This window comes from Rhodoglobus sp. G.S.4 (assembly GCF_056619605.1).
Genome location: NZ_CM152748.1, coordinates 2,198,883 through 2,216,565 on the forward strand (window position 1 = coordinate 2,198,883; position 17,683 = coordinate 2,216,565).

The following is a 17,683-nucleotide window of genomic DNA, read 5'->3' on the forward strand; positions in this document are numbered from 1 at the left end:
CGGATGCTACTGCCCAGGTGGGTAAAGGAACGCCTCAACATCAACAGAAGCAAGCGTGCGCTGGCTGTAGACGCGGTTCACGTAGTTGTACTCTTCGAGCAAAACAGTGCCGTCGGCATTTACTGCCTTGACGTAAGCGACGTGGTTATCCCAACCGAACCAGGCAACAGAACCGACCACGGGGGTGGCGCTGACTGTCCAGCCGTGGGCATCCCAAGCGGCCTTCCACTGCGATGCGTTTCCGCCGTTCGGAGTCAGGTCAGCCCACGCCCAACGGAAGGGTGCCGAGAACGAACCGACATCGCGGTTCAGACGCCACGCCACAAAGTCGGTGCACTGGCGGTAGTAGTAGTTGAGAGGAGACAGGTTGTAGCCCGCTGTCGCCCACGGGTAATCGTCGCCCAACGCTCGAGCGCCCGATGCTGCGTAAACCGCGTTGGCCGAAGCAAGTGCGGTTTGCTGACGGATGAGAGCCAAATCTTCAGGCGAGGTCGCCTCGAATTGGTCGCGCTTCAGCTCAGGAAGAGTGAGGTCTGCGCTGACAGTAAGCGACTGGACGCTTACCGTGGCAGCATCTGAAACCTCGGCAGAAGCGACAACCGAACCCTCATCAGCAAAGAGGCCACTCTCTGCGTAAGCCGGCAACCCTGCGACCGCAAAAAGCCCGCCGATGACAACCATTGACGCCATAGCTCGCACGGGGTTGCGGCGAGCGCGCTTTGGCGAACCGGTACGTGGTCGCGCCACCGCACGATTCGCAGCTTTCGCTACGGGGCTGGACGCAGCAACGTTTGAGCGCACCACAGCATCGGGAGCAATCGGAATCTCGGGCACGACCGCTGGCGCCTGGATGACTGCCGAAATCTGCGGCGCCTTTTCCACTGTTGGCTGTGCACTCGGAGATTTTGCTACCGCCGTGTGCTTCGCGGCAGCCGCGTCACGGGCAGCACGCGCTTCGCGTCGCGAAAGAAATACTGGTGCATTGCTGTCGGCTTCTCCCGCGGGGACGCCGAGAGCATCCGAGCTATCAGAGGGCAAGCGCGACAAACGAAAACCTAACAGTTAAGAGAAATCGAGACAGATCTAGGGAAAGTCTCGGGCTACGGGAATAATCACAACAGCATAACAGTTATGCGGCTGGAGCCAAATATTCTTCCCAATCTGGGAGTGCCCTTTCAATTCCCCTCACAAGCCACGCGCTCGTGTGTGGTGGGCGCGGCTTAATCAGCAGGCGCCACTTCATCTCAGCAGGGGTGCGATTGCTCTTGATGTTATTGCAGCGCAGGCAACACGCCACCAAGTTTTCCCACGAGTCTTCGCCCCCTCGCGACCGCGGCATTATGTGGTCAATGGTGTTCGCCGAGCCGCCGCAATAGCCACAGCGGTGGCCATCTCGGCGCAAAACTCCCCGACGGGACACTGGCAGTCTTCTCGCAGAAGGAATGCGCACATAATTTCGCAGGATGATCACCGACGGGCGATCCCATGATCCGCTTGAACCCCACACCGGATGCTCCGAATCGGCAGCAATGATCGTCGCCTTCTGATTCAACACGAGCACAATCGCTCGCTTGAAAGACACGACCGCAAGCGGCTCGTAGCCGGCGTTCAATACCAAAGTACGCATTGTCATCCTCTCGAAAGAGCCTGCACGGCTTGCAGGCAATCGACTTCCTTGAGGCTCAGCGAATGGGAGGCAGAAAACAAAAAGGCACCGTCGAAAGACGATGCCTAGTGATTCAGCGCGCGAAAACTGCCGCGCACAATACTGCTGTGTCGTATGTAGAAGTGGGCACGCGCGTCCACGGTTTGGACGCTGCACCTACTCAACATGCGATTCTCCGGTTCATTCGTGAACTCCAAGAGCTACAGGCTAACCCAATTTTTGGCACCTTTTGCACGGAGGCGCGCCGCACAGAATGACAAGACGGTTACGTCTTGGTAAACACGAGATTCAGAGAACTAGACGCGCGGCTTCTCAACGAAAATATGAACGGCAACCTCGTTTGGCAGTTCGAGCCCCTCACCAAATCCTTCGACGGTGACCGCAACATAGGAGTCGGCGGCAGAGAACGTTGCCGTCTTGCCTGGCATCACGCCGGCATTGAACAATTGCTGCAACAGTTCTGGTTCGAACTGCACAGGCTCCCCGAGTCGACGGATGAGCCCCGAAACTGGTGCAGTTGTCTCCGCAACCAAATCAACGATGTTCACCATTCCCGCACTGAAAGAGGGAGCAGCGACGCCACCCAACTCTTCAAGGCCGGGGATCGGATTGCCGTAGGGCGACTCAGTGGGGTGATCAAGCATTTCGATGAGCTTGCGCTCAACCTGCTCGCTCATCACATGTTCCCAGCGGCACGCCTCATCGTGAACCAGAGCCCAATCGAGCCCAATAACGTCAGCGAGCAGTCGCTCAGCGAGACGGTGCTTGCGCATCACGTGCGTGGCACGGCGGCGGCCTTCCGCAGTAAATTCGAGGTGACGGTCGCCTTCAACAACGACAAGGCCGTCACGTTCCATGCGGCCGATAGTTTGCGAAACGGTTGGCCCAGAGTGGCCGAGCCGTTCAGAGATGCGTGCCCGCAACGGAACGATGTTCTCTTCTTCAAGGTCAAGAATCGTGCGCAGGTACATCTCGGTGGTGTCAACGAGATCGGTCATGAAATAAGACTAGCCCGAATGGGCCAATAGAATCGGACGCATGGCAAGCCTGACGATTCCCAATGACCTCCTTCCCGCCGATGGACGATTCGGATGCGGCCCATCCAAGGTGCGCCCAGAACAGATCGAATATCTTGCGTCAGCCGCCCACACAATCCTCGGCACCTCTCACCGTCAGGCACCCGTTCGCGACCTCGTCGGCCGCGTACGTGCGGGGCTTGGCGACCTGTTCCAGATTCCTGACGGCTACGAAGTTGTCCTCGGAAATGGTGGCTCGACCGCCTTCTGGGATGCCGCAGCCTTCGCCCTCATCGAACGTCGCAGCGCCCACCTTTCCTTCGGAGAGTTCGGGTCAAAGTTTGCGAAAGCGGCCGCAGCACCCCACCTCGAATCGCCTCATGTCGTGAACGCCCCGGGCGGGTCGTTCGCTGAACTCGACGAAATCAATGGCGCCGATGTGTTCGCGTATCCCCACAACGAGACCTCAACCGGCGTTATGGCTCCTGTTCGCCGCTTTGATGACAGCAGCGTGCTCACCGTTGTTGATGCCACGAGTGCTGCAGGCGGCATCCAGTTTGATGCCAGTCAGGCTGATGTCTATTACTTCGCACCGCAAAAAAACTTTGCGTCGGACGGCGGGCTGTGGTTTGCCCTCTTCTCGCCCGCTGCGATCGAACGCGTCGAGCGTATCGCTGCTTCGGGTCGCTACATTCCCGAGTTCTTGTCGATCAAGAATGCGGTCGACAATTCACGCCTCAACCAGACGCTGAACACCCCGGCACTCAGTACTTTGCTACTTCTCGAGAACCAGATCGATTGGATCAACGGCAACGGCGGCCTTGCATGGGCAGATGCTCGCACCCGTGAATCCTCGTCAGTTCTGTATGACTGGGCTTCGGCAAGCGACGTTGCCACACCCTTCGTCATCAACCCGGAGCACCGCTCGCAGGTTGTTGTCACGATCGATTTCGATGATGCCATCGATGCTTCGGCAATCGACAAGACGCTGCGAGCCAACGGCATTGTTGACACCAACCCGTATCGCAAACTCGGTCGCAACCAGCTGCGCGTTGCCACCTTCGTTGCGATCGAACCGGATGACGTACGCAAGTTGGTCTCATCGATCGACTTTGTGATCGCCAATAGCCACTAGCCTGAAACCGTGCGCATCTGGCTCAAAGATTCGGAACGACGGCCCGACCCCCAGCCGGTCGAGACTGACGACCGCAAGGCGATGCTCGTTGGCATTGTCGCGTGGGCCATTGCTCTTGCCGTTTTGTTGCTCTTTATCGAGCCATTGAATGCTGCCGGTAACCTGTGGTGGTTGTGGACAGCGGTCGCAGGACTCGTGCTTGGGCTAATCGGACTCGTCTACACGCACGTCAGGCGTGGCAAGGGTTCACGCTAGGCGCGAAGTGCTACTCGTCATCGTCTAGATCGTCGTCGTCATCGAGGGCGTCGTCGTCGTCAGACTCTTCGTCATCATCCGAATCGTCGTCGTCGTCATCATCGTCCGATTCGTCGTCGTCATCATCGCTCGAATCGTCGAGGTCGTCGACGCTCACGCCGTCGTGGTCTCCGCCACGAAATGCACCAGTGTCGTAATCGTCGTCGTCTTCGTCGTCAGCCACATCGTCGATATCGACACCATCTAGATCGCCACCGTGTAAGACGGCGGAGTCAAAATCGTCGTCTTCGTCTTCGTCGTCGTCAAGGTCGTCGTCACCGACGACTTCGTCCGACTCCGCCTTCTCTGCACCTGCGGCATCCGTTGCTGCTTGCGCAGCCTTGTAGTCAGCAAGTCGTTCAGACCACGGAACCCAGTCTGGCGAAAGCAGTGCGCCTTCGGCCGGCATGAGCTCTGCTTCGAGAACCGTTGGCTCAGCGCCCTCTACGTGGGCGATGCTGACGGTCCAATTCCAGCCCGGATAGCCTGGCATGGCCGAGGCAAAGATCACCGAGACGGTGCCTTCGCTTTCGACCTGCTCACCGACGAGTGCACCAATCGACGCATCGTTAGTGATCTCGAGGAGTGCCCCTCGAGCAAGCTTTTCGTACTGGCTATTAGGCATCTAGTTCGTCCGCTACCTTTCGCAGCATTGAAGCAATTTTGGCGCCGTGCGCCTTGTCTGGGTAACGACCCCGCTTGAGACCAGAACCGATGCCGTCCATGAGCTTGACCAAATCTTCAATGATCACGGCCATATCATCGGCTGGTTTGCGATTGAGCTTGCTCATGCTCGCAGGAGCATCCATGACGCGCACGGAGAGCGCCTGAGCACCCTTCTTGCCGTCAGCAATGCCGAACTCGAGGCGCGTACCCGCCTTTACCCCTGTCGTGCCCGCAGGCAGCGCAGAGGCATGCAAGAAGACCTCTTGGCCTTCATCACTCATGATGAAGCCAAAACCCTTCTCGTCATCGTAAAACTTAACCTTGCCGGTGGGCATGGGCATGCTCCTTCGTATCGTGACTCAAGCTTAGAACGTAAACGGGCGCGTATCCTTGTCAACGTGACAAATCATTCAACTGAACGCGACCTTCGTATCGAGCGTGTGCTCGCCTACCTCGTCGCCATCTCGATCGCACTCGCCGTGATTAGCTTTGTCGCCGTAGTTGTTGCCACCGCAGCTGGTCTCAGCGATTTCGACACAGGTGCGTGGCCCGCAGTCATCACTATGCCCTACTTTGCTCTCCCGTTGGGCGTGGTTTTCATCATCACCCTCCTGGTGCTGAATGGGCGCCGCCGCCAACGCGAATATAGGAATGGCCACAATTAGCGACGCTGCTCTTCTGCTCGCTGCTCAACTGCGCGCACTAGACGATAGTCAACTCCTTCACTTGCTGCGCTCGCGCGTTGTTCGCAGCAACTCTGTCAGCGACTTCTTTGACCTCGCGGATGCCCTGCAGCAGACGACGTCACTAGAGCGGGTTCTTCGCACTCTTGACCGCCCAACCTTGGCGACAATCGCGGTTATTGCCGATACGACTTCGCTGACGGCGGAAGATGTTGCGGCTGCCCTCGGCAGCTTCGGCACCGACCCCGTTGCTGTGCAGTCACGCTTGGATCGCCTAGTTGAGCATGCGTTGCTAATTTTCCGGGGCGGTCGCTACAGCGCCCCAGACGGCGTTATCGACCATCTCGCTGGGTGGCCGTTCGATGATCTGCCTTCTACTGGCGAGTTGCTCGATACAGCTCCCCCGTCGACGCTCACTTCTGTTGAACCGTCTGAGCGTGCCTCCCTCGATCGCATTGCGGCCGAGAACGCGTTCTCCACCACTAATGAGGTAACCGAGCTTCTCAACCAGCTTCGCAGTTCTCCTGTGCGTGATCTTGCCCGCGGCGGAGTATCGCTGCCTGACTCAAAGCGCCTCGCCGTATCAATGTCTGTGCCGCTTGAGAAAGTTGCCGGGCTAGTCGATATTGCCGAGCGTGCCGGTCTGGTCGCAACAACCAACGCTCAATGGATGCCCACCGCTAACGCCACCGAGTGGATGTCGCGCTCGGCAGATCAGCGCTGGCTACAGCTTGCTGAAGCGTGGCATCAGGGTGTGCCAAAGGAGATCCGCACCATCTTGGCCGACCGCACTCACAGCTTCTGGGGTGACGGAGTCGAAGCGTATGTTCGCTGGTTGTTTCCTGCCGGCGTGGAGTGGATGCTCGAAAAAGTGCGGCGCTACAGCCGTGATGCACAATTACTTGGCGTGACGGCGGAGAGGCTCCCGAGCACGGCAGGCATTGCGCTTCTCACTCAAACCCCGGCCGATGCTGCAGCCGCGATGGCTGTACTGTTTCCGAACGAAGTGCACCACGTGTATGTGCAGCCCGATCTCACTGTTATTTCGCCGGGGCCCCTTGCGCCGCAGCTTGATGCGCGCTTGCGCACTATTGCCGATGTCGAAACTCGAGCTTTGGCATCCACGTATCGGATTTCCCCGTCGAGCCTTCATCACGCGATGACTCTGGGCGAAACGCTCGAAGGAATGCGCGAATTCTTGGCCGAGATTTCGTTGACCGGTGTTCCGCAACCGGTCGAATACTTGCTCGCTGAGGCAGCGTCACGGCATGGGCTGGTTCGGGTTGGTGTTCACGGGTCTGTCGGCAGCTACGTCACCTCACCAGACAGGTTGTTGCTGCAGTCGATCGCTGTTGACCCCAACTTTGGTCTGTTTGGGTTGCGACATGAGGCCGACCGTTTGGTCTCGCGTTTTGGTGTCGAGCAGCTGTTTTGGGCTCTCAGCGACGCCCGGTATCCGGTCGCGGCAGAAGACAGCACTGGCAAGATTTTGTCGCTTCGGCGTGATCAGGTGAGCGATGTGAACGAGGCAGAAGCTCAGGATCCGCAGCCGCAGCAATTGTTGGCGAAGCTTCGCAACGGCCAAGGTGGCGCTACGGGCGATGAGGATCAGGCCTGGCTGTCTCGACAGATCGAGGTCGCTATTCGCAACAAGCTGTTGCTCAAGGTCACAGTGAAAATGCCGGACGGTCGAGAGGTTGTGTATACCCTCGAACCGTCAACGGTGGCAGCGGGGCGCATGCGCGGTCTCGACCGTGGGGCAGACATCGAGCGCACCCTGCCGCTGTCGAGCATCATCGGGGTTGAGGCAACGACCGAACGCTAAGCTTGCGGGCGTAGGCTAGGTCGGATGAACACAGCACCCGACGGACCTCTCATCGTGCAGTCTGACCGCACGGTTTTGCTTGAGGTAGCGCACCCTCTTGCAGAAGACGCACGTCACGATTTGGCTGTCTTTGCTGAGCTAGAGCGCGCGCCAGAACACATCCATACCTATCGCATTACGCGATTGGGGCTCTGGAATGCGCGCGCCGCTGGCCATGATGCTGATGCCATGTTGGAGACCCTCGAGAAGTATTCGAAGTTTCCGATTCCGCAGAGTGTCAGCGTTGATATCGCTGAGACTGTTGGGCGCTATGGTCGTCTGGTCATCAACCGCGACGATGACGGCGCTCTCACTCTGACGGCAATTGATCCCGCTGTTTTGCGCGAAATTACGCGCGGCAAAAAGGTTGCGAGTCTCTTGTTCGAGCGTCGCGGCGAGCACACTTTTGTCGTGCAGCCGTGGGCTCGTGGTCAGCTCAAGCAAGAACTTTTGAAGTTGGGCTGGCCAGCAGAAGACCACGCTGGTTACACGCCCGGCACTCCCCACGAGATGGAGTTGGATGCTGCGGGCTGGGGCCTGCGCGAGTACCAGCAGCACGCCATCGACAATTTCTTCCACCACGGTTCTGGCGTTGTTGTCTTGCCCTGTGGTGCCGGCAAAACGCTCGTGGGTTTGGGCGCCATGGCCCAAAGCAAGACCACAACCCTGATTTTGGTCACAAATACGGTTTCGGCGCGACAGTGGCGTGCCGAAATTTTGAAGCGAACGACTCTCACGGAAGAGGAAGTTGGTGAGTATTCGGGCCAGGTGAAAGAGATTTTGCCTGTGACGATTGCGACTTACCAAATTCTCACCGCGAAGCGTAAGGGTGAGTATGCCCACCTTGCGCTGTTGGATGCTCTCGACTGGGGTCTTGTCATTTATGACGAGGTCCATTTGCTTCCCGCCCCCGTCTTCAAGCTGACGGCCGACCTGCAGGCACGACGCCGCCTCGGCCTCACCGCCACTCTTGTTCGCGAAGACGGTCGCGAAGGTGACGTGTTCTCCCTCATCGGCCCCAAGCGCTTTGATGCGCCGTGGAAAGAGATCGAGGCTCAAGGCTTCATCTCTCCCGCTAGTTGCTTCGAGGTTCGCGTAGATCTTCCGGAGAACCAGCGTCTCGAATATGCGGCATCCGCTGACGACGAGCGATACCGACTTGCTGCAACGGCCCCAGCAAAGACCGAGGTTGTGCGGGCGCTGGTAAAGAAGCACGCCGGCGAACGCATTCTCGTGATCGGGCAATACCTCGATCAGATTGACGATCTCGCCGAACAGCTGAATGCGCCCCAACTGACCGGCGCTACGTCCGTTGTGGAACGTGAACGCCTCTACCAAGAATTTCGCGAAGGCATCACGAAGATATTGGTCGTCTCCAAAGTCGCCAACTTCTCTGTTGATCTACCCGAAGCGACTGTTGCCATCCAAGTCAGTGGCTCCTTTGGCTCCCGGCAAGAAGAAGCCCAGCGCCTTGGCCGCCTCTTGCGCCCCAAGGAGAGTGGCCTGCCCGCCAACTTCTACACGCTCGTTGCGCGCGACACTGTCGACCAGGACTTCGCGCAGAACCGCCAGCGGTTCCTCGCCGAGCAGGGTTACAGCTACACGATTCTGGATGCCGCCGACCTGACGTAAGCCACGTTTCAGGCTTTTGCTTGGCGAGTCGTGAGCAATTCGCGGATGAGCCCAACGCCAGCACAGAGGAGCAACGCCACAACACTCAGTGCCATAAGGGACATGGCCGCTAGGCCGACGCTCACGGGCCACATCGGGGTCATCCCGTCAACGCTTCCCCACCCGGTGCTGTTCGAGTGCGCATAATTTGCGATGAACGCGGTTGCGAGAAACGACAATGCCCCAACACCAAATGCGATTAGTGTGCACCGAACTAGTCGTGTCATCACGCGTCTCCCCTCACCTGAAATCCCGTATGCCCACCCTATGCTTAAAATTAATTAATACTCAAGGAAAGTTTGAGTGAACAACGCGCCGACACGCCTATGCTCATCAGCCAACGTTCAGGAAACACGCAGATACTAAGGGCATGGCTGACGGACCCAAGATTCTGATTGTTGACGACGAACCCAACATTCGCGACCTACTCACTACGAGCCTGCGCTTCGCAGGATTTGCGGTGCGTGCGGTAGGGAGCGGGGCACAAACGATCTCGGCGGTTCTTGAAGAAGAACCCGACCTCATCATCCTCGACGTGATGTTGCCCGATATGAACGGGTTCGGGGTAACTAAGCGCTTGCGCGCCTCTGGGTACACCTCCCCTATCCTCTTTCTCACGGCAAAAGATGACACAGAAGACAAGATCACCGGCCTCACCGTCGGTGGCGATGACTATGTCACCAAGCCATTCAGTCTCGACGAGATCGTTGCCCGCATCAAAGCAATTCTTCGCCGCACCATGGCAGACGATGAAGAGACCATCATCCGTGCCGGTGACCTCACCATGGACCAGGACACCCACGAAGTAAGCATCGGCAGCGAGCAGATCGAACTCAGCCCCACCGAGTTCAAGCTGTTGCGCTATCTCATGCTGAACCCCAACCGCGTGCTCTCGAAGGCTCAAATTCTCGACCACGTCTGGGAATACGACTTCAACGGCGACGCCGGCATTGTTGAGAGCTACATTTCCTACCTCCGTCGCAAGCTCGACATTCACACCGAAGAGCCGCTCATCCAGACGAAGCGTGGCTTTGGTTACATGCTGAAGGCTGCAAAGGTCTGACCTAGTCAGGTGGCCGGTTCGACACGAAAACGTTGTCGAGCTGGCCATAACTGTTTCCCGATTCCCAGCCACGCGAGGTAGCGTTCACAATCATGCAGGAGAACATCCCAGACGCGTGGAGCCGCATCTCGCTTCGCACGAAAGTCACCGGAGTGACGGTGCTTCTGTTGACCATGGGGCTCCTCGTCGCCGGCGTCGGCACTGCCGCCGTATTACGCGACTACCTGCTGCAGCAAACTGACGAAAAAATTAGCGCAGCAGCCGACGGACTTGATGGCCGCATCCAGTACACCGGAACAGCACGCGACCCCCAGTGCAGTGTCTCTCGACTGCCAAACGATCTCTACTTTGCAGTGCTCAATCATGACGGCAGCATGCGCTGCAACAGTCGTGAAGAGGATGCCGCCCGCCCCGTGCTTGAGGGTCTCACGATTGCTGTTGCCAGCCAGCAAACTTCGGCATTTACCCTGCCAAGCACCTCTATCGGAGGGCAGTGGCGAGTCATTGCCTACCCCGCTGCCAGCACTATCGGCATCGATTTTGTGACCATCGTGATCGCCCGAGATTTGGGCGACTCAAACGCCATCGTCGCCCGCTATGCCGCGATCTTTCTGTTCTTCGGACTCACAGTGGTGATTGTCGGTGGCGCCCTGACACGTCTCCTTGTTACCTCCACGTTTTCCCCTCTGCGCGAAGTGGAAGCGACCGCTGCCCGTTTTGCCGACGGAGACTTCGACCAACGACTATCCGGCGCGACTCCCAATACTGAAGTGGGGCGGCTCAATCGTTCCCTCAACTCGATGCTTGGACGAATCGATCGTGCCTTTGCTGATCGCGCGCGCACCATTGACCAGATGCGCCGCTTTGTCGGCGACGCCAGCCATGAACTGCGCACTCCCCTTGTGACGGTGCGCGGCTATGCGGAGCTGTACCGCATGGGCGCGATTACCAAGCCCGACGATGTTCTGCAGGCAATGGAACGCATCGAAAAGGAAGCCATCCGCATGGGTGGGCTCGTAGAAGACCTGCTCGAGTTGGCCCGCATCGATGAAACCAAGCCGCTGCAACTCACCGAGGTCGATCTTTTGCCGCTCGCAAACGACGCTGCAATGGATGCTCGTGCCTCCGCTGGCCGTGTCGTGAATGTCATCAACACTCACCCCACCATTAGCGCTCACCCCGTGGTTAAGCCAGACCCGGATTCTGCCGCTGACGCCGACACCGCAACCAAGGCGATTACGTTGCCGGAGAGTTCCCACCCGCAACCGAGTACGCCACCGCGCGGGGTTGCCGCACTGGCAACAGGTCCCATCGCCGCTGCCGGCGCTCGGCTCTCCCGCCTTGCCTCACGCAAAAAATCAGTTGCGGTGGCCAAAGCTGCGGCTCGAATCACCCAAATCTCTGCACCGCCAGCGAAGGATCTTCACGCCGTTGTCATGGCTGAAGAAAACAAGATTCGCCAAGTGCTCACCAACCTTGTGACCAACGCCCTGCGTTTCGCTTCTCCCGATACTCCCGTCGAGATCGGTGTCGGGGTTGACCGCGAACGACAGCTCGCGGTGCTTTCCGTCATCGACCACGGCGAGGGCATTCCCGAACAGATTCGCGACAAAGTTTTTGAACGGTTCTGGCGCGCCGACAGCTCACGAAACCGTGACACTGGTGGCAGCGGCCTTGGCCTCGCCATCGTCTCGGCAATCGTGCACGCCCACAAAGGCACCGTGCAAGCGCTTGAGACCCCCGGAGGCGGCGCAACCTTCCGCGTTGAACTTCCTCTCCTCCCCAGCGAACCTGACGCGCCTGAGGCAACCGAAGAGGATTAGGCTGCGCGAGCACCGGTACCGAAATCTACCGTTGAGCCATGACTCGATACCAAGTAGATAGCGATGCCGTTCTCAGCGCGACTGGAGCGGTACAGAACTCCATCAGCAGAATTCAGGCCGAAGTTTCTGGACTGCACGGCCAACTCACCAACCTTCAGGGTTCCTGGACCGGGCAGGCAGCGACTGCCTTCTCGACCGTCGTTACTGATTGGAAGGCAACTCAGCAGCGCGTTGAAGAGAACCTCGCTGCGATCAATCACGCGCTCACTCAGGCTGGCCAGCAGTATGCGGAGATCGAGGCAGCTAATGCTCGCCTCTTTGCACGCTAGCGCGTGAGGGCCTAAAGGACACTGAAGAAGCCCGCTCGGCCGCGCTGACGCCCCTGTGCGGGCGAGTTGCGGCTGGGTTGCGGCCGTTAACGCCAGAATGGGCGCCTCCCGAAGGAGACGCCCATTCTGTTTACTGCGGTGGGACTACGTTTAGCGGCGGGACTTAGAAGTCCATGCCACCTGACGGGTCGCCCATCGGAGCGGGGTTCTTCTCTGGCTTGTCAGCAACAACAGCTTCAGTCGTAAGGAAGAGTCCAGCGATCGACGATGCGTTGAGCAGAGCCGAGCGGGTTACCTTTACCGGGTCGTTGATACCTGCAGCGAGCATGTCGACGTATTCGCCGGTTGCCGCGTTGAGGCCGTGACCAATGGGGAGGTTGCGGACCTTGTCAGCAACAACACCTGGCTCCATGCCTGCGTTGAGTGCGATCTGCTTGAGCGGTGCGTCAATAGCAACGCGAACGATGTTCGCTCCGGTTGCTTCGTCGCCGACCAAGTCAGCCATTGCCTGGCTGTCGAACGCGATCTTGCCAGCCTGAATCAGGGCAACGCCACCACCGGCGACGATTCCCTCTTCAACAGCTGCCTTTGCGTTACGGACTGCGTCCTCAATGCGGTGCTTGCGCTCCTTGAGTTCAACCTCAGTTGCGGCACCTGCCTTGATTACTGCAACGCCACCGGCGAGCTTGGCGAGACGCTCCTGGAGCTTCTCACGGTCGTAGTCGCTGTCGGTGTTGTCGATCTCGGCACGGATCTGCTTGACGCGACCTGCGATTGCCTCTTCGTCACCCGCACCTTCGATGATCGTGGTCTCGTCCTTGGTGATAACGACCTTGCGGGCGCGACCGAGGAGTTCGAGCGTTGCGTTCTCGAGCTTGAGGCCAACCTCTTCTGAGATGACCTGTCCACCGGTGAGGATTGCAATGTCAGCGAGCTGAGCCTTGCGACGGTCACCAAAACCGGGAGCCTTGACGGCAACCGACTTGAAGATGCCGCGGATCTTGTTCACAACGAGAGTTGCGAGGGCTTCTCCGTCAACGTCTTCAGCAATGATGAGCAACTGCTTGCCGCTCTGGATTACCTTGTCGACGATGGGGAGCAGATCCTTGATGTTCGAGATCTTGCCGTTGACGATAAGAACGTAGGGGTCTTCGAAGACCGCTTCCTGGCGCTCCTGGTCAGTGACGAAGTATGCCGACAGGAATCCCTTGTCGAAGCGCATACCTTCGGTGAGCTCAAGCTCGGTGCCGAACGTGTTCGACTCCTCAACGGTGACAACACCTTCCTTGCCGACCTTGTCGATCGCCTCAGCGATAAGTGCACCGATCTCGGGGTCACCAGCAGAAATTGATGCGGTAGCCGCGATCTCTTCCTTGGTTTCGATCTCCTTGGCGCTCGCAATGAGTGCCTCAATGACCGAGTTGGTGGCCTTTTCGATTCCGCGCTTGAGGCTGATGGGGTCTGCACCCGCAGCAACGTTGCGGAGGCCTTCGCGTACGAGTGCCTGTGCAAGAACAACAGAAGTAGTCGTACCGTCTCCGGCAACGTCATCCGTCTTCTTTGCTACCTCTTTGACGAGCTCAGCACCGATCTTCTCGAACGGGTCGTCGAGCTCGATCTCCTTGGCGATGGATACACCGTCGTTCGTGATGGTGGGAGCGCCCCACTTCTTCTCGAGAACAACGTTGCGACCGCGCGGGCCGAGTGTGACCTTTACGGCGTCAGCGAGAATGTTCAGGCCGCGCTCAAGGCCGCGACGGGCCTCTTCGTTAAAAGCAATGATCTTTGCCATGTGTGTTTCTCGTCCCTCCCGGACGTCGTACAAGCGAATAAGTTGGCACTCGAACTATGCGAGTGCCAAGGTCAAAATTAGCACTCGACAGGGGCGAGTGCAAGACAGCCCAGCGCACTCGACAGGGGCGAGTGCAAGACAGCCCAGCGCACTCGACAGGGGCGAGTGCAAGACAGCCCAGCGCACTCGACAGGGGCGAGTGCGCGTGTTCCGGGTGTGGTCGTGTGGTGTGGGGGTTGGCTGCTTATTGTCCGGCGGTGAGGTAGTCGGTTCCGAGCACGATGGTGAGTTGTGCTGCGGGGAAGACGTCGGCTTCGATGAGTCGTATTTCGCCGATTCCGAGGGCGTTGATGAGGCCGGCGGCTACGTCTTCGTCGTCGGGGTTGCTGTAGTAGACGTAGGTGTCTTCGATGTCGCGTTGGGAGGCTGGTGCGGCGCTGCCCATGGGCCAGCCGACGGCGGTGAGTTCGTCGAGGAGGCTGGTTTGTACTCCGGTTTCGGGGGTTCCGTTGAGGATGTCGATGGTGAGTGCTCGTGCGGGGTCGATGGTTGTGGGGTCGGTGAGGGGTTCGACTGTTTCTATGGGTTCTGGGGTGGCTGCGGGTTCTTCTGGTGAGGCGAAGAGGGGGATTCCGAGGTCGTCGTCGAGGTATTGACTGAGGGCGAAGAGGCCGCCGAAGACGAGGATTCCGGTTGCGAGTAGGGCCCAGGCGAGCCCGATCCAGCCGCCTCCGCGTCGTTTGGGTCCGCGGTGTGCGCCTACGCGTTCGATGTCGTCGGGCTGTTCGTCGAATCGATCTTTCGGGTAACTAGCCATTGATTAGTCTGTCAATTCTTCGTTGTGGTGGTGTGTTGTGCGCACTGTGCGGTTGCGCATCCGGTTGTCTCGGTTGCGTCGTAGTCGCGAGACGAGCATGGGGTCGTAGGTGACGGCTGCTGGTGCGTCGATTACGGCGTTGAGCATTTGATAGTAGCGCGCGCTTGATACGTGGAACAGGCTGCTGATGGCTTCTTCTTTTGCCCCGACGTGGCGGGTCCATTCGCGTTCGAAGTCGAGAATCTGGGTCGCATTTTCGGGTAGCCCGTTGGAGGCGTGTGTTGTTGTTTCGGGTTCTGACATGACGACCTCCAATATTGTGGCAATTCTAGGGCGCGCAACCTTTGGGATTGCCTAACGACGCGGCTTGCTCGGTCAATCAGGGGCGGTCGAGGTTAGGATGTCCTTAGTACCCGATGTCTCCGATTGGTCTTCATGCGCTTACGACTTTTCGCCACTGCTGTGGTGGTGTCTTGTGTTGCGCTTGTGGTGAGCGGTTGTTCGATCTCGACGGTTGCGGAGCAGCCGATGGTTACGGTCACTGCTGATGCGAGTTCTCCTTTGTCTCAGTTGACAGTGTTGGATGATGCGAAGGATTACAGCGGGTTGGTGCGCGCGGCTCTTCCGACGGCGGGTATTTCTGCTCCTGATTCTGCGCCGGAGCAGTCCTTGCCGACGACCGTGATGTCACATGATCTGAGTGGTGATGTCTCGGTGACGGTTTCGTCGGCCGACCGCGTTATTGCGATGGATATTTCGGGGTCGATTGCGGCGACGGTTGCCGGTTTGGGTTTGCTTGATTCTTTGGTGGCGCGCGATATTTCTACGACGTTTGATGAGGCTGCTGCGTTGCCGGTAATCACGTCGAGTGCCCATACGGTCAATAGCGAAGCGATTTTGGCGATGCGCCCAGATCTGATTGTGACGGATGGTTCGATTGGTCCGATCGATGTGGTGTTGCAGTTGCGGGATGCTGGCATTGCTGTGGTGTTTGTGGAGACTGATCCCTCGGTGAATGGGGTTGCTGAGTTGGCGCGTCAAACTGCAGCCACGTTGGGGGTTCCGGCTGCGGGAGTGGCGCTCGGTGAGCAGTTGGCTGCGGAAATTCAGGCGAAGATTACGGAGATCGCGGGCATTGTTCCGCGCGGTGATCGCTTGCGCATGGTGTTTCTTTATTTGCGGGGAACGTCAGGTGTTTATTACCTGTTTGGTCAGGAGTCTGGTTCAGATGTCTTGATCAATGCTCTTGGCGGGGTGGATGTTGCTGCCGAGATCGGTCTCGAAGGTATGCGTCCGATGACGGATGAGGCGATGGTTGCGGCGAATCCGGATCTCATTCTGGTGATGACCAATGGCCTCGACAGTGTTGGCGGCGTAAGCGGCTTACTTGAGGCTCGCCCGGCGGTCGCGCTGACGGAGGCTGGCAAAAATCAGCGCTTTGTCGAGATGGATGATGGCGAGATTTTGAGCTTCGGCCCACGCACGGTCATGGTGCTTGATGCGCTCGCGCGTGCCATTTATGCACCTGGCTCTGGTTCGTAGTTAGGGGCGTTGGCGCGGCGAACGTTTGGTTCCGCGCCACCGGGTGACGAAAAAGACGATGCCTGCAGCTGCCGCGGCAGCGACGACCGCCAATGCCACGACGGTGTTCCGTTCTCGCGGGGTGACGCTCGCTTGGGGCGTTGGCATGCAGTTGGTCGTCGCGCTAAACGTAACCGTGATGGGGTCGAGTTTTTCACCAGCGGGGTAGGTGCCGAACGCGGCAGACCCTGCCTCTGTGAGCGTCACGGATGCGGCGGATAATTGTGCGGTGCCGTTATCGACTGCGACGGTGGATGTGTCAATGGTTGCGAATTCCACGCCGGACTGGTCGACGGGCGTCCCGTCTTGAGTGGTTCCACTAACGTCGAAGACGAGCTTTGCGCTGGTGGTGCCGTCGAACTGCAGTTCGAGCGCGTCGAGCGTGGTGTCGAGAATTCCGTCGTGGCCGGTGAATCGCAGGGTGCCGTCAAAGACGAGGGTGCCACGGCCCGCGTCGAGTTGGCCTGCACCTTCGCTCCAACCAAAGTTGGGGGTGTCATAGGTGGCACCGTCGCTCACCGCCCATTCGCCGTTCGCGATGGTGCCGCTGATGTACGACCGAAGCGACTCTTTGACACCCCAGGTGATGGCGGCATCCGATATTTGGCAGGTGGAGTCGTCGGCGGCGAGGTTCACGTCAGTTGTCGCCGACCGTGTGCCGGTGCGGGTATCTGGCGCATCCAATTCTGTGGCGTTGCTTGTCATGGGGGTAATGGCAATAGCGACGGCAGTGATAATGAGCGCTGCGGGGCCGAGAACGCAGACGTTGAGGCCACGCATTACTGGGCTGTGCGGTACATCGATTGATGCATGATGGTGGCTTCTTCATAGAGCTCACCGAATGATTCGAAACCAAATTTGGCGTAGAGCGGCACGATGTATTCCTGGGCGTGGAGCAGCATTGCTTCGCCGCTGAAGTCGCCAATGATCCGCTTCATGATGATCTGCGCTAAGCCTTCACCACGACGATCTTCGCGTACAACAACACGCCCAATGACGCGGTGGCCATCTAGGTATTCTGCGGTCTCGTTGTAGAGAACACGGATGTAGGCAGCGACACCGTGGTCGTCGGCGATCCAGTAATGAGCCGTTGCGTCTTCTTGGTCGCGGTTGTCGAGTTCTTCTTCGTCGACTTTTTGCTCAACAAAAAACACGTCTGTGCGCAGTTTCATGATCGAGTAGAGCTCGGTTGTTGTTAATTCGCCCCAAGACTTGGCGATCACGGAATCATTAGGCACAACCACGAGTTTAATGTACTGGGCAGCGAAAGCTGACGAACTAAG

The 17,683-nt window shown here is 58.5% G+C and carries 20 protein-coding genes; 9 read left to right on the forward strand and 11 right to left on the reverse strand.

Translation table 11 applies throughout. The features are described 5' to 3' along the window. Nucleotides 1–6 precede the first annotated feature (6 nt). The 3 genes from AC061P_RS10800 to AC061P_RS10810 all read right to left on the reverse strand — a co-directional run bounded on the left by AC061P_RS10800 (nt 7) and on the right by AC061P_RS10810 (nt 2,664). Entirely contained in the window at nt 7–1,047 is a 1,041-nt protein-coding gene (locus tag AC061P_RS10800; protein ID WP_449647287.1) for a CHAP domain-containing protein, read from the reverse strand. Nucleotides 1,048–1,129: 82 nt separating this feature from the next. After that, nucleotides 1,130–1,627 carry an HNH endonuclease gene (locus AC061P_RS10805; RefSeq protein WP_449647288.1) on the reverse strand — a complete coding sequence of 166 codons (498 nt, stop codon included), beginning with the start codon at nt 1,625–1,627 and terminating at the stop codon, nt 1,130–1,132. Nucleotides 1,628–1,962: 335 nt separating this feature from the next. Beyond that, entirely contained in the window at nt 1,963–2,664 is a 702-nt protein-coding gene (locus AC061P_RS10810; protein ID WP_449647289.1) for an iron-dependent transcriptional repressor DtxR, read from the reverse strand. 40 nt (nt 2,665–2,704) lie between these two features. Between AC061P_RS10810 and serC the strand changes: the two genes are divergently transcribed. Both serC and AC061P_RS10820 read left to right on the forward strand, forming a co-directional pair. Continuing rightward, nucleotides 2,705–3,817, forward strand: coding sequence for a phosphoserine transaminase (serC, locus tag AC061P_RS10815; RefSeq protein WP_480391192.1), 1,113 nt, complete (start codon nt 2,705–2,707; stop codon nt 3,815–3,817). Nucleotides 3,818–3,826: 9 nt separating this feature from the next. Next, nucleotides 3,827–4,072: a DUF2530 domain-containing protein gene (locus AC061P_RS10820; protein WP_480391193.1), complete on the forward strand. Its 246-nt coding sequence runs from the start codon at nt 3,827–3,829 to the stop codon at nt 4,070–4,072. A 10-nt stretch (nt 4,073–4,082) separates the two neighbouring features. On the opposite strand, the gene AC061P_RS10825 is transcribed toward AC061P_RS10820, so the two are convergent. Beyond that, nucleotides 4,083–4,736, reverse strand: a complete 654-nt coding sequence (locus AC061P_RS10825; protein ID WP_480391194.1) for a DUF3027 domain-containing protein — start codon at nt 4,734–4,736, stop codon at nt 4,083–4,085. Beyond that, nucleotides 4,729–5,112 carry a cold-shock protein gene (locus AC061P_RS10830; protein WP_219950420.1) on the reverse strand — a complete coding sequence of 128 codons (384 nt, stop codon included), beginning with the start codon at nt 5,110–5,112 and terminating at the stop codon, nt 4,729–4,731. The genes AC061P_RS10825 and AC061P_RS10830 overlap by 8 nt, the downstream gene beginning before the upstream one ends. 63 nt (nt 5,113–5,175) lie before the next feature. Here AC061P_RS10830 and AC061P_RS10835 point away from each other — a divergent pair, with 63 nt between their 5' ends. The 3 genes from AC061P_RS10835 to AC061P_RS10845 are packed head-to-tail and all read left to right on the forward strand — an operon-like array spanning nt 5,176 to nt 8,956. Next, nucleotides 5,176–5,442: a hypothetical protein gene (locus AC061P_RS10835; RefSeq protein WP_449625716.1), complete on the forward strand. Its 267-nt coding sequence runs from the start codon at nt 5,176–5,178 to the stop codon at nt 5,440–5,442. Further along, a complete protein-coding gene (locus AC061P_RS10840; protein WP_480391195.1) occupies nt 5,429–7,285 on the forward strand; it encodes a helicase-associated domain-containing protein in 1,857 nt (618 codons plus the stop codon). The genes AC061P_RS10835 and AC061P_RS10840 overlap by 14 nt, the downstream gene beginning before the upstream one ends. A 24-nt stretch (nt 7,286–7,309) precedes the next feature. Then, a complete protein-coding gene (locus AC061P_RS10845; RefSeq protein ID WP_480391196.1) occupies nt 7,310–8,956 on the forward strand; it encodes a DNA repair helicase XPB in 1,647 nt (548 codons plus the stop codon). Nucleotides 8,957–8,964: 8 nt separating this feature from the next. Here AC061P_RS10845 and AC061P_RS10850 read toward each other — a convergent pair whose 3' ends face one another. Further along, the gene (locus tag AC061P_RS10850) at nt 8,965–9,225 is read right to left on the reverse strand and encodes a hypothetical protein (RefSeq protein WP_480391197.1); all 261 of its coding nucleotides are present in this window, start codon (nt 9,223–9,225) and stop codon (nt 8,965–8,967) included. Nucleotides 9,226–9,365: 140 nt separating this feature from the next. On the opposite strand from AC061P_RS10850, the gene AC061P_RS10855 reads away from it, so the two are divergent. The 3 genes from AC061P_RS10855 to AC061P_RS10865 all read left to right on the forward strand — a co-directional run bounded on the left by AC061P_RS10855 (nt 9,366) and on the right by AC061P_RS10865 (nt 12,210). Beyond that, on the forward strand, nt 9,366–10,058 hold the full coding sequence (locus AC061P_RS10855; RefSeq protein ID WP_449647296.1) for a response regulator transcription factor: 693 nt from the start codon (nt 9,366–9,368) through the stop codon (nt 10,056–10,058). Between the two features lie 92 nt (nt 10,059–10,150). Then, nucleotides 10,151–11,881 carry a sensor histidine kinase gene (locus AC061P_RS10860; RefSeq protein ID WP_480391198.1) on the forward strand — a complete coding sequence of 577 codons (1,731 nt, stop codon included), beginning with the start codon at nt 10,151–10,153 and terminating at the stop codon, nt 11,879–11,881. A gap of 38 nt (nt 11,882–11,919) precedes the next feature. After that, nucleotides 11,920–12,210 (forward strand): WXG100 family type VII secretion target, encoded by a 291-nt coding sequence (locus AC061P_RS10865; protein WP_343924626.1) that lies wholly within the window; start codon nt 11,920–11,922, stop codon nt 12,208–12,210. Nucleotides 12,211–12,373: 163 nt separating this feature from the next. Here the strand turns inward: AC061P_RS10865 and groL are convergent, their stop codons facing one another. The 3 genes from groL to AC061P_RS10880 form a co-directional block, all read right to left on the reverse strand. Continuing rightward, nucleotides 12,374–14,002 carry a chaperonin GroEL gene (groL, locus tag AC061P_RS10870; protein ID WP_449647298.1) on the reverse strand — a complete coding sequence of 543 codons (1,629 nt, stop codon included), beginning with the start codon at nt 14,000–14,002 and terminating at the stop codon, nt 12,374–12,376. Nucleotides 14,003–14,246: 244 nt separating this feature from the next. Next, nucleotides 14,247–14,819, reverse strand: coding sequence for a LytR C-terminal domain-containing protein (locus tag AC061P_RS10875; RefSeq protein ID WP_449647299.1), 573 nt, complete (start codon nt 14,817–14,819; stop codon nt 14,247–14,249). Between the two features lie 3 nt (nt 14,820–14,822). Continuing rightward, on the reverse strand, nt 14,823–15,122 hold the full coding sequence (locus AC061P_RS10880; RefSeq protein WP_449647300.1) for a DUF3263 domain-containing protein: 300 nt from the start codon (nt 15,120–15,122) through the stop codon (nt 14,823–14,825). A 225-nt stretch (nt 15,123–15,347) separates the two neighbouring features. Here AC061P_RS10880 and AC061P_RS10885 point away from each other — a divergent pair, with 225 nt between their 5' ends. Then, nucleotides 15,348–16,361: a heme/hemin ABC transporter substrate-binding protein gene (locus AC061P_RS10885; RefSeq protein WP_480391199.1), complete on the forward strand. Its 1,014-nt coding sequence runs from the start codon at nt 15,348–15,350 to the stop codon at nt 16,359–16,361. Here AC061P_RS10885 and AC061P_RS10890 read toward each other — a convergent pair whose 3' ends face one another. Together AC061P_RS10890 and AC061P_RS10895 are read right to left on the reverse strand one after the other, a co-directional pair. Further along, a complete protein-coding gene (locus AC061P_RS10890) occupies nt 16,362–17,180 on the reverse strand; it encodes an HtaA domain-containing protein (protein ID WP_480391200.1) in 819 nt (272 codons plus the stop codon). It abuts the gene before it with no gap. Further along, nucleotides 17,180–17,638: a GNAT family N-acetyltransferase gene (locus AC061P_RS10895; protein WP_480391201.1), complete on the reverse strand. Its 459-nt coding sequence runs from the start codon at nt 17,636–17,638 to the stop codon at nt 17,180–17,182. Before AC061P_RS10895 ends, AC061P_RS10890 begins: the two co-directional genes overlap by 1 nt. Nucleotides 17,639–17,683 lie beyond the last annotated feature (45 nt).